Below are 15,752 nucleotides of genomic sequence, written 5' to 3' on the forward strand. Positions count from 1 at the left end.
CCTTAAACATTAAAGCTAGTTTGATTATACTCATTTAAAGAAAGATCGTAATAATTCGCATCTTCTCTTAAAGTAAAACCATAATGTTTCCAAAACTCATTGCCCAAATCATTGTTTTTAAAAGCGATTAAGGCGATTTTATTGATCTTTTGAGCTTTTAAAGCCTCAAGACAAAATTTCGTCATCTCGTGTGCTATACCCTTTTTTCTATGATCTTTATGTACACATACATGATAAAATCCCCCTGTGCGTCCATCATGCCCGCAAAGTATACTTCCTACAATTTCTTCATCAATCACTGCTACAACGCTAAGATTTGGGTTTCTATCTAAAAAATTTTCTATATTTTCTTTGCTATCATCAATGCTTCTTATCCCAAAGCCTTTTATCTCGCACCAAAGCTTATAAACGACTTCATAATCGCTTTTTTGCATAGCTCGTATTAACATTTTTATCCTTTACAAATTTGCAAAGAATTTAAGTCCTTCATCTTCATCAAAATCAAACATTAAATTCATATTTTGAACAGCTTGTCCTGCTGCACCTTTAATTAAATTATCAATAGCACCAAGCACAATAACACGCCTTGTGCGTTGATCTATACTAACATTGATATCCGCAAAATTGCTTGATTTAACCCACCGAGTCTGCGGAAACGACTGCGGCGGTAAAAGCCTTATGAATTTATTGTTTTGATAGTATTTTGTATAAATATCGCGTATATCTTGTTCTTGCAAATTCTCTTTTAAATTTGCATAAGCACTGATTAAAATTCCTCTTTGCATAGGTACAAGATGAGGGGTAAATTGTAAAGTGATTTTCTCTTTGGCCGCATAGCTTAAATGTTCTTCAATTTCAGGAGTATGACGGTGTGAAGCCAAACCATAAGCTTTGATATTTTCATTAACTTCACAAAAAAGATTTTCCACCTTTGCACTTCTTCCTGCTCCACTTACTCCACTTTTTGCATCAATAATAACTGAGTTAAAATCAATGATTCTTTCTTTAAAAAGCGGATAAAGACTTAAGATCGAACAAGTGGTATAACAACCTGGATTTGCCACTAAACTTGCTTTTTTTATCTCTTCTTTATAAAGCTCGCAAAGTCCATAAACCGCATTTTGCAAAAGCTCTTGATTAGGATGAGTGAATTTATACCAAAGCTCATAATCTTTAGGATTTTTAAGACGAAAATCTGCGCTTAAATCAATGATTTTCATCTTTTTTAACAAATTCTCATTTAAAAGCTTAGCGCTAAATTCATGCGGAGTAGCCAAAAACAAAAGATCAAGTTCAAGCTCATCTAAATTTTTATTTTCAAAACATAAATTTAAAGGGATATTAGGATAAAGATCTTGATAATTTTGCCCCACTCTAGAACTCGAACCTAAATAAGAAATTTCAACTTTGGGATGATTAAGCAAAATGCGTACAAGCTCATTACCTGCATAACCACTCGCTCCTAAAATCCCAACTTTTATTTTCATCTTTATCCTTTAAATGTAAAAGGAAGTATTATAAACAAAAAAAGTTAAAAATTTTAACTATTATTCTCTTTAACCTTATCTTTATTGCTCGAAAATCAAAACATCTGAAAAAATAAAATTAATTTAATCATGCAAAATAAAAAATAATTTTAGCAACAAGAATTTAATTTTTAACTAAAATATAAAGTTGTTCATGAAGATGGATATTACGATTTTTAAGATTGCGAGAAGCTCTAAAAGTATTATATTTTTGTTCTAAAATCCGACATTTTCCAAGAGTACTTAAACGCTTTAAAAAAATTTCTTTTTTTACAAAACCTTCACAATTATAAGAAAGTAAAATCACTCTTGCTTTTAAATCATTAATAAGTTCAAATAAAGCATCTTGGGCAAATTTTGACTTATTAAAAGTACTACGATTCCAATCTTTTGGAATGCCACTGATTTTAGAAATTTCTTCAGGTTTTTTATAATTTGCGATTAAATTTAACATAAAGTAATTAGAGCTATAAGGATGTTGATTATAAGGAGGATCAAGATAAACCACATCAAAAAAATCAAGTTCTTTTGCAAGCATGCTTGCATCCTTTTGCATCACTTCAAATTCACAAGAAAAATTTGAAAAAATAGGCATTTTAAGCTCTATTTCCCCTTTAATGCGTTTAAGTGCATTTTGTCCTTCGCCACCAAATTTTCCGATGCCATCCTTACCCTTATAAAAACCTTTAAAAACTCCACTAGTATTTGAATGCACACTAGCTTCATAAATTAAAGGGGCTATAAAAAAATGCTTTAATTCTTTTGGAATTTCATTTTCAATTTTTTGTCTCATAGTATCAAGATATAAAGCATTTTTAAAAGTATAAAAAACCCTTTCATTTTTTTTAATATTATCATCATCTTTTGGAGCATAAAGCTCACTGATAAAACCTTTTTGAAAATCTAAATTTTGGGTTAAATTTTTATAACACTTTTTTAGATTTTGGAGCAAATCTTTATCTTTATTAGCAAGATAACACTTATTGATAAGTTTTGAATAATCTTCTAAATCATTAGCTAAAATATAACTCGAGTATGCCTTTGCAAAACGACTGACAACACCTGAGCCACTAAACATATCACAAAAACTAAATTTATCCTTGCCGAGTTCTTTTTTAGCTACATTAAAGCCCTTATTTAAAAAACTTAAAAGTGCTCTTTTATTTCCAAGATAAGTTATGATTTGCTCTTTTAAAAAAAAAGGATTTTCTTTCAAAATTTAAAACCTTTAAAAGCTTTATCCACAAAAATGGATTAAGCTTTTTTTGGAGTTACAAGCATATTTACATAGCGACCTTCAAAATTTGGCTCTTTATCACGATTAGCTTCATTTTCTATCATGATCCAAATTTTTTCAAGCAAGGTTACGCCTGCTTCAGGGGTTGCCATTTCACGACCTTTTAAGAATACACGAAATTTCACATGCTTACCTTGTTCTAAAAATTCTAAAGCATGTTTTACCTTGTAATTAATATCATTTTGAGCAATTTTTACAGAAAGTTTGATTTCTTTTATATCAATCACTTTTTGTTTTTTCTTTGCTTCTTTTTGTTTTTTCTCTTGTTGATAACGGAATTTACCATAGTCCATGATCTTGCAAACAGGCGGCTTAGCGTCCGCAGCTATCATTACAAGATCAAACCCTAAACGATTTGCAATTTCCAAAGCTTCATTGCTACTGATAATACCATAAACCTTACCATCATCGCCAACACATCTGATTTCATCCGCTCTTATTTCTTCATTAAGCAATACTTCTTTTTCCTTACTCAAAAGTGCACCTCACTCATTTTCTCCTTAACTAATTTAATAAATTCGTCCAAGCTAAGATTTTTTTGTTCTTTAGCTCTTCTATCTCTTAAAGCAACGCTACGCTTTGTCACCTCATCATCACCTAAAACTAAAATCATAGGTAATTTTTGTTTTTCAGCGATACGAATTTTTTTACTCAAGCTCTCATTTTTTTCATACACCTCACTATCGATATTAAGCTCTAATAATTCTTTTTGAATTTCTTTTGCATAAGCAATATGTGCTTCACCTATTGGTACTATACCCACAGCAGTTGGTGCAATAAAAAATGGAAACTCACCCGCACAATGCTCGGTTAAAATTCCTATAAATCTTTCAAAAGAACCTAAAATCGCACGATGCAACATTACAGGTTGTTTTTTTTCATTATTGCTATCAGTATATTCGAGTTTAAAACGACTTGGCAGGTTAAAATCAACTTGAATAGTTCCGCATTGCCACTTTCTTTTTAAAGCATCGGTAATTTTAATATCAATCTTTGGACCATAAAAAGCCCCGCCACCTTCATCAATGCCGTATTTTAAACCTTGTTCATCTAAAGCTTCTTTTAAAGCCTTAGTTGCTACTTCCCAAATTTCATCATCACCTATGGCTTTTTCAGGTTTAGTTGAAATTTCCATCTCATAGCTAAAATCAAATAATTTCATCAAATTATCCACAAAAGCTAAAATTTCTAAAACCTGCTCTTTAATCTGACTTGGCATACAAAAAATATGTGCATCATCTTGAGTGAATTCTCTCACTCTAAAAAGCCCATGCAAAACCCCACTTTTTTCATGACGATGTACCACGCCATATTCAAAAAATTTCAAAGGCAAATCACGATAGCTTCTTACATCACTTTGATAAATTTTAATATGTCCCACACAGTTCATAGGCTTAATGCCATATTCTTGTTCATCAATTTGTGTAAAATACATATTTTCTTTATAGTTTGCATAATGCCCACTGATTTTCCATGCATCTGCTTTTAAAAGTTCAGGCCCACGCACAGGCTCATAACCACGTAAACGATGGATCTTATAAAGCATATGTTCAAGTTTAGATCTAAGTCTTGCACCGTTACTCAACCAAATAGGAAGACCTCCTCCGATCTCATCATCAAAAGTAAAAAGCTTAAGCTCTGTTCCAAGCTTTCTATGATCGCGTTTTTTAGCTTCTTCAATAATGGTTAAATACTCTTTTAAACTTTCCTTATCTGCAAAAGCGGTACCATAAATTCGAGTAAGCATTTCTCTTTTTTCATCGCCACCCAAATACGCTCCTGCAACACGAGTGAGTTTAAAAAAGCGTAAAAATTTCGTATTTGGAACATGAGGACCACGACACAAATCTTCAAATTCACCTTGTTTATAAATACTTACAGCTCCATCAGGAATACGCAATAAAACTTCTTGTTTTAAATCATCATTTTGAAATTTAGCCAAAGCTTCGTTTTTTGTGATTTCATATTTTAAAATTTCAATCTTTGCTTCAGCAAGTTCTTTCATCTTTTTTTCAATTTTTACTAAATCTTCTTCGCCAATCTTACTTTCTACACGAAAATCATAATAAAATCCATCTTCTATAACAGGACCAACGAAAAATTTAGCCTCAGGATACAAGCTCTTAATCGCCTGCGCCATTAAGTGTGCGCAAGAATGGCGGATTACTTCTAAACTTTCTTTAGAATTATCAAAATAAATTTCTTTTAAATTTGTATCTTTCACACTTTGAGAGTCAATTATTGTCTCATTGTCCAAATACGCAATAACTTCTTTTTCCATATTTTTAACCCTTTGTTGCTCACTTACCCTGCGAGTGTTTATAAAGTCCTAATTTTAACTTTCTAAGACTTAATTATTTTTGAAATTCAGCTTATTTTTAAAAAATAGTTGCTATCAAGAAAAATTAAAATTTAAAAAGATTAAAAAAAATTTGTGATTTTAAAATATTTGCTTTATAAAGTGCATTTATATTACTTTGTGTAATTATAAACAACTTTGTATATTTAATGCTTTCATTAGCAAAATCAAGATCTTTAACATTTGAAGCCGAATTTAAAAGCGAAATTTCAGTTAAACTAATATTATTTATTGTTGCTTGAAGTTGATTTTGCACACTTCCGATATCTGACCTGATTTTATTAAGATCTTTAATAGCATTTTCACTTACATCCATTAAAGCCATAGCTTTTTTAAGACTTAAACCTTTGCCTTCCATTAAAATAGAATCAAAAATAGAACCATAAAAACCCATTGCATGTTCTTGTTCTAAACTTAAAGTCCCGGTCATTTCTTTTAAACTTACATTGGTCTGATAGAAGCCTTTTAAATCGGTGCTCATCCCAAGCAAACCATTTTGCTCTAAACCATCTTTATTAACGCTAATAGAAATATCAGAAGAACTAGACCCCACCAAAGATAAACGCCCATAATTTTCACATATAGTAGTCATTTTCGCTCCATCAGCTGTACGCTCTTTATTTCCACCAAAACCTAAACTATATGCATCACCTGAAGATCCTTCTGGTTTTGAACCTGTGCTAATTCCTTTTATAGTGCTTACGTTATCAGGCATATCAAAACACAATCTTACTTGACCTTGTTCATTTTCTTCTACAAAGGCTTTAATTCCTGTTTGAGTACTCATTCTATTGAAACACTCTGCTACATCATAAAGAGTATATATTCCATCTGCCTTACCTTCTAATTTAATATTTGGAGTATATCTAGGCTTATCTTCGCCATTATATAATACATACAAAGCTAAACTGGGTGGATTGTCTTCATCCGCAGGTCTTTTAATAAAAGCTTTAGATGAATCAACCCAGTCTCCTCTAACTGTTGTTAATGGTATGCCAAGTTTTGTTCTTACTTCATTACCACTAATTTGCAAAGACTTGCTTTCATCAAGAGGCACAAAAACAATATTCCCATTTTCAATTTTTGCCATTGCTTGTGTTTTATTGGTAATTTTATTAACATTTTTTATAAAATCAGTTATATTAGTTGCACCTTCAACAGCTTCTCCATTTATTATGATACCACCATCACTTGTTGCTTTAAATTTTTCTACCTCAGACACTACCCCTTGGACACTTCTTAAAGATGCTATACCAAATATACCATTAGAACTATCTTTTATAGTAATGCCTCTACCATCTAAAGATTTTAAATTCAAATATCCAAAAGCATCAACACTTGCCTCTACTCCTGTTTCATTTTTAATGGAATTTATAGCTTGAATTAAAGCTCCATTAGAATCTCCATTTTTTATTTCCAATCTTCCAATATTAATACCATTTATACTAAAATCATCCCCAGTATTTCCAGACTTAATTGTATTTGTCCCTTTGGTAATAACATTATAATACGCCCTAACTCCTGTTTTGTCACTTATTTTATTAATTTCATTTGCTAAACTACCAATTCCTTGATTTGTTTCACTACCTATTTCAATATTTGAAATAGTATATTCTTTACCATCTAACATAGAATTAATTTTTACATCAATATTTCCATAATTTCCAGCAATAATATTAGCACTAGTTTCAAAGCGCGTATTTCCTATTTTTTTTGAATTCGTAGAAAGAATACTTGATTGTATAACTTGATTAGAGGTAAATCCAATTTGAAATTTTTTATTGATGAAATTCCCATTAAGTAAACTCATGCCATTATAGTTTGTATTATTAGAAATTGCATCAAACTCTTCCAATAAATGATTAATATCTGACAATAGTATTGCCCTTGTTTTTGAAGTTTGGCCATCCTGAGCTGCTTGGGTTGATTTAGCTTTAATAATATCTAAAATTTTCAATTGCTCATCTATAGCTTTATCTGCAATTTGAAGTATCCCTATAGCATCATTTGCATTATTATTAGCTTGTTTTAAAGTATGTGCATAACTCAAAAGATTATTGCTAATAGACATTCCTGAAGCATCATCTTTAGAAGAGTTGATACGCAAACCAGAACCTAAACGCTCTAAGGATTGATGTAATTGTTGTTGATTTAAATTAGCTTGAGTATAAGCATTTAAAGCATTAACATTGGTATTAATTCTCAACACTAATCACCCTATATTTAAGAATATTTGAAAGTATACCATAGTTTTATTATTTTTATCTTTATAAGTTAAACTCATTTCCTATATTTAAAATTCCGCTGTAATATAAATAAAAGAAAATAAGCCCCAAAATAATGCGATAAATTCCAAAAGAGATAAAATTAAATTTAGAAATAAATTTTAAGAAAAATTTTATAACTAAAACCGCAACGACAAAAGCAGTGATAAAACCTATGCCTAAAGGAATTAAAGAATTTGCGTTACTCAGTAATTCAGGCTCTTTATAAATACTATAAGCTGTAGCAATAATCATCGTTGGAATGGCAAGCAAAAAGCTAAATTCAGCAGCCACTTTTCTATTAAATCCTAACAAAAGCCCACCAATAATACTTGCTCCACTTCTTGAAGTTCCAGGAATCATGGCTAAAGATTGAAAAATACCTATACAAAAAGCTTGTTTAAAGCTTATTTCTTCTAAAGAATTGATACGATATTGTTTATTTTTGTGCGCAAGTTCTATAAGAATAAGCACAACACCACCAAAAATGAGCATTCCAACCACAACCCAACCATTAAATAAAGCATTTAAGTATTTTGCCACAAAAAGCCCTATAACTCCAGTAGGAAAAAATCCCACTGCAAGTTTTAACCAAATATCAAGCCCTTGAAACAATTTACGCCAAAATACAAAAATTACCGCCAAAATAGAACCAAGCTGGATAATAATCAAAAAACTTTTCCAAAACTCATCTATATCAATACCTAAAATAGTCGTACCTAAAATCATATGTCCTGTTGAAGAAATAGGTAAAAACTCAGTCAGACCTTCTATAATTCCAAGTATTAAAGCATATAAATTTTCCATTTTAATCCTTGAATGATAATTGCAAAAGAAAAATTATATCAGAATGGATTAAATGGGGTTTTAACCCCAAAAATTAAGCATCTTTTTTAACAATACGCTTAATGAAATATAATACAACTCCCACAAAAAAGATAAGTGCTAAAAGCTCGCTATCATGAAAATTTGTTAAATTTAAAGCTAAAGGATTTTCACTACCACCCATGCTTACTGAAAATACAGTAATTCCTGCGATAATTACCCCAAAAATACTTTCACCCACTATAAGCCCTGAAGCAAAAAGCGTGCCTCTTTGCTCACAACTTGCAAGTTTTTCTTCTTTATGAGAATTTTTTGTATATTTTTTAGTTAAGTATTGCATTACAATATATTTTAAAATTCCGCCTATAACTAAAGGTATATTTACAGCAGGTGGAAGGTAAATACCTATTCCAACGGCTAAAGGTGGCAAAGACATCTTCTGTGTTCTTCTTAAAATTTTATCTATAATAATCATTAAAATTCCTACAAATACACCAAAAGCCATATAACCCCACTCTATATTGTGATGAAAAATTCCTTGAGCGATAGTACTCATTAAATTCGCTTGCGGTGCTGCTAAAGCCGATGAAGCATCCATACCTTCTCTTGGCATTGCCCCAACAAAACCATAGGCTTGATAAAGCAAATTTAAAACAGGAACTATAGCCAAAGCACCAAAAACACAGCCTACAAGTAAAGCAACTTGTTGCTTCCAAGGAGTAGCTCCAACTAAATGTCCTGTCTTTAAATCTTGTAAATTATCATTCGAAATAGCAGCTGTAGCCAAAATAACACTAGTAGTAAAAATAGCTAATGCTACTGCAAATTTAGAAAGCATAGGATCTTGAAAAAGTTCCACACCTAAAACCAAAAAAACAATAGAAGAAATAATAACACCAATAAGTCCGATTCCAGAAATAGGACTAGAAGAAGATCCTACAAGTCCTGCCATATATCCGCAAGCTGCTGCAACAAAAAAACCTATTAAAACAGAAACTAAAGTTCCAACAAATGAAAATAGCATTTGATAATAAATACTTAAGTTAGCATCTTCAACAAAACTATAAAAAGTAATAAATAAACCCACAACCATTAAAACAAAAAGTATAAAAATACTTTTTAAAGAAAGATCTATATTTGTTCTTTCATTTTTTTCTTGATTAGTAATTTTAACATTTTTAACAATTTCTTTAATACCTTCAATAACGGGTTTTAAAAGTTCTATTAAAGTCCAAAACGCTGCTATAGCAATAGCTCCTGTTCCTATAAGCCTTACTTTAGAACTCCATACACTAGAAGCTAAATCTACGGCATTTTTTGCACTATCGAATTCAAAATTTGAAAGATAGGGAGTAAAAATACCCCAAGCTAAAAACATACCTACAAAAAGAGCTATAGCACCTGCTAAACCAACTAAATAACCTGCTCCTAAAAGTGCCAAAGAATATCCCATAGAAAAACCAAAAGCCATTTTATTCCAAATAAAAGCAAAACTACTCTCACTTGCAGCGAGTTTAAAACCATTGCTTAATAAACTAAAAATAGCAGCTATAAAAGAGCCTAATGCTATTTCTTTAATGCCTTGTTTTCCTTTTTTATTACTCTGATCTTTATTGGCTACTTTTAAAATTTCAGCTGCGGCTCTACCTTCAGGATAAGCAAGTTTACTTTCAACTACCATAGCCCTTCTTAATGGTATAGTAAAAAGCACTCCAAGTCCGCCACCACAAAGACATATCATAAAAGTTTGCCAAAGTGGAAATTCACTCCAATACCCACACATAAAAAGCCCTGGGATAACAAAAATAACTGATGATAAAGTTCCTGCTGCTGAAGCTTGAGTTTGAACCATATTATTTTCTAAAATATTTGAAGTCTTAAAAAGACTCAAAACCGCCATGGAGATGACCACAGCTGGAATTGATGATGAAAAAGTAAGTCCCACTTTTAACCCCAAATATACATTTGAAGCTGTAAAAATAATAGTTAAAATGCTTCCCAAAATCAAACCCCTTAAGGTAAGTTCTGGTAAATTTTGTTTTTTGTACATCATTTCTCCGTTTTAAAATTTACTTTCAACTTAAAAAATATTCTTATAAGTTTAAATTTATAATTTTTCTCTAAAGCAAAATAAAATAATACAAAAAAACGCTTATATTTTTATAAATTTTTGACTCAAAAATATCATAAAACAATGAACCAATCATTGAAAAATCAAAAGTTCTTTTATTTTAATTATATTATCCCAGCTACCTCAGCAAAAATCAAGCAAATAATACTTATACCCCATATATAAAAAAAGCTTCTTTTGATATGATCTTTAATATTAACCTCTGCTAAACCACAACCTAGCAAAGTTGCAGGCACAACAGGAGAAATAAATGTCGCACAATTTCTTGCTATCACCATGATAATAGCTATAGTCAAAGGTTCAGCGCCAAAAGCCTTAGTTACACTCAAAACTATAGGCATCACTCCATAAAAATAAGAATCTGTACAAAAAATAATTGCCATTGGAACAGCCAATACCCCTACCATCAAAGGAATATAAGCACCTAAATAATCTGGAACAAAATTTAAAATCAAAACACCCATTTTCTCCATAATACCACTTTTATCAAATACGCCTATTAATATCCCAGCACCAATTAAAGTAATATACATAAGCATTGCACCAGCACTTGCACGATCTAAAACTTTTTTAGCTATTTTTAAATTAGGATAATTAAGCGGTAAAATTATTGCAAGTCCTATCATAAAGCAAATATAACTAGGAAAAATACCACTAATTAAAAGCCCAATAACCCCAATAGCTACAAGTAAATTTAACCAAAACCATTTTTCATTATGGTGTTCGCTTTTTTCTATATTTAAATTTATTCCAGACAAGTTACCTGCGCCTGCACCTCTTTTTATTTCTATCTTAGCAATCCAAATTGCCAAAAGAAGGGATAATACCAAACCTACAATCTGAATAGGTATAATATGGTGCCAAAGCAAATTTGCATCCATTCCTATATTAGTAGCCGCTCTTAAAGTAGGACCACCCCAAGGAATAACATTCATAACCCCCATAGCCGAAGTAATAATCAATAACATTGAAGTCTTTCTTATACCTAAACGCTCATAAATAGGTAATAATGCAGGTATTACAATAAGAAAAGTAGAAGCACCTGAACCATCTAAATGCACAGCAGCAGCAATAAAAACAGTAAGAATGCAAACTTGATATACATTAGCTTTCATTTTTGATAAAAATGCATTTAAAATTTTAGTAAAAAAACCACTTGCATTTAAAACACTAAAAAAGAGTATAGAAAAAACAAACAAAGCTGCCGTATCCGTTACGCTTTTGACTCCATCTTTAATAAAAGCAACCAATGTTTTAATATCAAAAACACCTCCTTTAACCCCTAAAGCTGCACCCACGCCAAAACCAAGTTGTTCAAGAATAAGTAAAATACAAGCTACACTAATACTTACACTTATAAAAGCTAATGCTGGAGTAGTATAATCTTTTAGCAAAAGCCAAACTATCAATCCTAATGAGAAAAAACCCAATAAAGCTAAAAAAATTTCCATATCCTATCCTTTTGTATCATTTTTATTCGATAATAAAATAGGATATTTTAAGTCCAACTTATATGTGTTTAAATTTATAGCTTTTTGGAAAAAATATATTTTTTAATGTAACCATTTTAAACAAGAATAAAAAAATAATTTTTAATTATTTTTGATAAAGTATTCACTCTTTTAAATTTACAACTAGAAGTAACGATAATCAAAATATAATAAGTTGCATAATATTATCAAAACTAAAAAGTCAAAATTTTAACTTCACATTCACTTCACTTAAAAAGTTTATAATGTTATCACTTTACATTGAAGGAGAAATAATTATGAAAAAAAGTATTTTATTTGCATCAGCACTTTTAGCTAGCTCAATGCTTTTTGCAGATAGTCTAAAACTTGAAGGTACTATTGCACAAATTTATGATAACAATAAAACCTTGCTTATTGACTCGATTTATGGCGGACAAATGGCTATAAAAGTTCTACCAAATACCGAAATAGAAATGGATGATTGTGGTATTTTTGGAACAGATAAAGATGGAACTTTTAAAGATTTAAAGGTTGGAAATTTTTTAGAAAGTAAAATTTCTTATGGAACACCTGCTACGCCAAATACTCAGGCTATTCCAGTAGCTAGAAAAATTGAAATTCAATGTTATAAAAAAGCTTATTAATATAAATCCCTTAACAAGGGATTTATAAAAATCATTCTTTACTAAACTACTTCATCACTCTTAAATAAAAATTTAAACTCTTTTTTAACAAGCAATTTATAAAATAACACTTATATTTTCATCTAAGGCAAATAATGAAAAAATGGATTTTTATTGTTTTTTGTTTTATATTAGGTTTTATTATTCATATATTTTATATAGGATACACTAACGAACTTTTATTTAATAAATTTATTAAAAACAGCAATCCTGATTATACAATTACAGATATTTACTTCAAAAAAGGTTTTTTAACTTCTAAAGGAAGTTTTACTTTAAATCACTCTCATACACAGCTTTCAACCAAAATCAACCTTAAATTTAATAATTATTTTTTCTTAAATAAAATTATAAAAGGAAATTTTACAAATCCTTTTGATTTTTTAGATGAAGCATTAAAAAACAATAAATTAGGAACTTTTACTCTTAAATTACACGATAACAACTCTAAAATATTTCTAAATATTAAAGATATAAATTTAAGCAATGAAGGTGGAGATACCATCATAAACGGCGGATATATTGAAGCTTTAATGAATAAAAATTTAGAAATTAAAAACATTAAAATACATTTTGATATGATTGATTTTTCTCAATTTTATACTAAATTTGTATTGCAAAATTTAAATTACGAACAATTTTTTAACAATCCTGTACAATTTTATGAGTTAAATTTATTTAGCGATAGCCAACAAGAGATCAACTTTGATTATCTTGTGCTAGATAACAATAAAATCAATTCTTTTTATAGCAAAAACCAAGTAAATTTTAATGAAGAAAATTCAGCAATAAACTTAAACATACAAGGAAAATCCAATGAAATTAATATTGATCTTAAATCTTTATTGGGTCAGAATTTGAATTTTGACAAAACAAAATTTAACATAACCATAAATAAATTTCTTAACTCAAATTTCAATATCTCTCATTTTATTCAAAAAAATCTTGATCTAAAAATACAAAATTTAATTCTTGAAAAAAATAAACAAAATATCAGTCTACAAGGCAATTTAAATATTAACAACTCTTATCAAGCAAAATTACAAGTTATCAGTTCAGATGAGCCAGATGAAATTTTTCCTTGGACAAAGGATTATGGAGGTTTAAATCAATATTTTTTAAAAGAAAATAATAACTTTTTTCTAAATTTATCTTATGATAGCTTAGCCAATCCTCAGCTAAAAATTAATGGTAGTGAATTTTCAAATATGGATTTAAATTAATGAGCCTAGCTTTAACCTTTCGCCCTGAAAATTTTGATGATATTTTAGGACAATATGAGCTTATAGAAATTTTCAAAAAATTTACTGCTTTACAAAAACTTCCTCATAGTATTTTTTTTGGAACAGCAGGTTCTGGAAAAACAACTTTTGCTAGAGTTGTAGCCAAAGAATTTGGCTTAGATTTTTATGAATTTGATGGAGGAAATTTTAAACTCGAAGAACTAAGAAAAATTTTAGATAATTATAAAAATAGTCTTTATAAGCCTTTAATTTTTATTGATGAAATTCACCGCCTTAGCAAAACCCAACAAGAAATGCTTTTAATTCCTATGGAAAATTACCGTTTAATTTTAATCGGCGCAAGCACTGAAAATCCCTATTTTGTTTTAAGTTCTGGCATAAGAAGTCGTTCCATGCTTTTCGAATTTAAATCTTTAGGGGTAAAGGAACTTGAAACTTTACTTTTGCGTGTACAAGAAAAAATGAAATTTAGTATTGATAAAGAAGCTAAAGATTTTCTACTTAAAAGTGCTGATGCAAGAGCTATGCTAAATTTGCTTGAATTTGTCTTGGTTTTAGATGAAAAACATATCAGTCTTGAAAATCTTAAAAAACTTCGCAACACCATAAATAGTGAAGGTGTTAGCTCAAAAGATACACATTATATTTTAGCAAGTGCAATGATAAAAAGTTTACGCGGAAGTGACGTTGATGCAGCTATTTATTATCTTGCAAGACTTATTGATGCAGGAGAAAGTGCGGATTTTATCGCTAGGCGTTTGGTGATTTTTTCAAGTGAAGATGTCGGAAATGCCGATCCAAATGCTTTAAATTTAGCGGTTTCGACTCTAGAGGCTGTTAAAAATATAGGTTATCCTGAAGCAAGAATTATCCTAGCCCAATGCGTAGTTTATTTAGCAAGCACAATCAAATCTAATGCAAGCTACAAAGCTATCAATGAAGCTTTAAACTATGTAAAAAATAATGAAGCTTTAGAAATACCTAATTATCTTAACAACAATCATCAAGAAAAACAAAACTATCTTTATCCACATGATTTTGGTGGCTGGGTAGAGCAAAAATATCTTAGTAAAAATTTAAAATTTTATCATAGCAAGGGCTTAGGAGAAGAAGCAAAATTGTTAGATAATTTATATAAATTAAAAAATTATAAAGCTTAATTTTATTATTTAAAATTTACAAAATAAATGCTAAAATCAATATTTTATTTTCAAGGAAAAAGATGATTAAAATAGGAATTTATGGCGCTAAAGGACGCATGGGAAAACAGATTGAAGAATGTTTAAAAAGCGAAACGCAAGCACAAATTTCGATACTTTATAATAAGGGTGGAAATTTAGAAGAGCTTTTTGAAAAAAGCGATGTGATTATTGATTTTTCTTCCCCAAGTGGAACTCATGAGCTTTTAAATTATGCAAGAACTATGCCTAAACCTTTGGTAATAGGTACAACAGGACTTGATGAGAAAATTTTACATTTGATGCAAAGTGCTAGTGAAGTGATGCCGATTTTTTATGCGACCAATATGTCTTTAGGTGTTGCAGTTTTAAACTATCTTGCTAGTAAAGCCAGTCAAATGCTAAGAAATTTTGATATAGAAATTTTAGAAATGCATCATCGCCATAAAAAAGATGCACCAAGTGGTACGGCTATGACTTTAGCCCAAAGTGTAGCAAAAGCTAGAAATTTAGAACTTGAAAAAGTAAGAGTAAGTGGAAGAGATGGCATTATAGGTGAAAGAAGCAAAGATGAGATTGCCGTGATGAGTTTAAGGGGTGGCGATATAGTAGGACGTCATACAGTAGGTTTTTATGAAGATGGGGAATTTTTAGAACTTAATCATACCGCTACTTCAAGGGCGACTTTTGCTAAAGGTGCGATTAAAATCGCTATTTGGCTTAGTAAGCAAGAAGCAAAAATGTATTCAATCAATGATTTTTTAGGAATTTAA

Annotated in this window: 13 protein-coding genes; 4 read left to right on the forward strand and 9 right to left on the reverse strand. The window is 30.0% G+C overall.

What is annotated here, in order from left to right:
- Window positions 1-2: 2 nt before the first annotated feature.
- From AJ887_RS00395 to AJ887_RS00435, 9 genes are all read right to left on the reverse strand, one after another.
- Window positions 3-449 (reverse strand): GNAT family N-acetyltransferase, encoded by a 447-nt coding sequence (locus AJ887_RS00395; protein ID WP_070233473.1) that lies wholly within the window; start codon window positions 447-449, stop codon window positions 3-5.
- A gap of 9 nt (window positions 450-458) precedes the next feature.
- A complete protein-coding gene (argC, locus tag AJ887_RS00400) occupies window positions 459-1,487 on the reverse strand; it encodes an N-acetyl-gamma-glutamyl-phosphate reductase (RefSeq protein ID WP_070284653.1) in 1,029 nt (342 codons plus the stop codon).
- Between the two features lie 163 nt (window positions 1,488-1,650).
- The gene (locus tag AJ887_RS00405; protein WP_070284655.1) at window positions 1,651-2,742 is read right to left on the reverse strand and encodes a DNA adenine methylase; all 1,092 of its coding nucleotides are present in this window, start codon (window positions 2,740-2,742) and stop codon (window positions 1,651-1,653) included.
- 38 nt (window positions 2,743-2,780) lie between these two features.
- Window positions 2,781-3,299 (reverse strand): translation initiation factor IF-3, encoded by a 519-nt coding sequence (gene infC / locus AJ887_RS00410; RefSeq protein WP_070284657.1) that lies wholly within the window; start codon window positions 3,297-3,299, stop codon window positions 2,781-2,783.
- Window positions 3,296-5,104, reverse strand: a complete 1,809-nt coding sequence (thrS, locus tag AJ887_RS00415; RefSeq protein WP_070239781.1) for a threonine--tRNA ligase — start codon at window positions 5,102-5,104, stop codon at window positions 3,296-3,298. Before thrS ends, infC begins: the two co-directional genes overlap by 4 nt.
- A gap of 124 nt (window positions 5,105-5,228) precedes the next feature.
- On the reverse strand, window positions 5,229-7,391 hold the full coding sequence (locus tag AJ887_RS00420; protein WP_070239779.1) for a flagellin hook IN motif-containing protein: 2,163 nt from the start codon (window positions 7,389-7,391) through the stop codon (window positions 5,229-5,231).
- A gap of 58 nt (window positions 7,392-7,449) precedes the next feature.
- Window positions 7,450-8,253 (reverse strand): undecaprenyl-diphosphate phosphatase, encoded by an 804-nt coding sequence (locus AJ887_RS00425; protein WP_070284659.1) that lies wholly within the window; start codon window positions 8,251-8,253, stop codon window positions 7,450-7,452.
- Between the two features lie 73 nt (window positions 8,254-8,326).
- On the reverse strand, window positions 8,327-10,324 hold the full coding sequence (locus AJ887_RS00430; protein WP_079264243.1) for an OPT family oligopeptide transporter: 1,998 nt from the start codon (window positions 10,322-10,324) through the stop codon (window positions 8,327-8,329).
- Window positions 10,325-10,506: 182 nt separating this feature from the next.
- Window positions 10,507-11,853, reverse strand: coding sequence for a CitMHS family transporter (locus tag AJ887_RS00435; RefSeq protein ID WP_070239774.1), 1,347 nt, complete (start codon window positions 11,851-11,853; stop codon window positions 10,507-10,509).
- Window positions 11,854-12,170: 317 nt separating this feature from the next.
- Here AJ887_RS00435 and AJ887_RS00440 point away from each other — a divergent pair, with 317 nt between their 5' ends.
- The 4 genes from AJ887_RS00440 (at window position 12,171) to dapB (ending at window position 15,752) form a co-directional block, all read left to right on the forward strand.
- On the forward strand, window positions 12,171-12,518 hold the full coding sequence (locus AJ887_RS00440; RefSeq protein ID WP_002915799.1) for a hypothetical protein: 348 nt from the start codon (window positions 12,171-12,173) through the stop codon (window positions 12,516-12,518).
- Between the two features lie 134 nt (window positions 12,519-12,652).
- Complete coding sequence (locus AJ887_RS00445; RefSeq protein WP_070239772.1) at window positions 12,653-13,780, forward strand: hypothetical protein; 1,128 nt, start codon at window positions 12,653-12,655, stop codon at window positions 13,778-13,780.
- On the forward strand, window positions 13,780-14,961 hold the full coding sequence (locus tag AJ887_RS00450) for a replication-associated recombination protein A (RefSeq protein ID WP_002861008.1): 1,182 nt from the start codon (window positions 13,780-13,782) through the stop codon (window positions 14,959-14,961). Before AJ887_RS00445 ends, AJ887_RS00450 begins: the two co-directional genes overlap by 1 nt.
- A 62-nt stretch (window positions 14,962-15,023) precedes the next feature.
- A complete protein-coding gene (gene dapB / locus AJ887_RS00455) occupies window positions 15,024-15,752 on the forward strand; it encodes a 4-hydroxy-tetrahydrodipicolinate reductase (RefSeq protein ID WP_002861007.1) in 729 nt (242 codons plus the stop codon).

The organism is Campylobacter sp. BCW_6466 (assembly GCF_001762835.1).
Classification (GTDB): domain Bacteria; phylum Campylobacterota; class Campylobacteria; order Campylobacterales; family Campylobacteraceae; genus Campylobacter_D; species Campylobacter_D jejuni.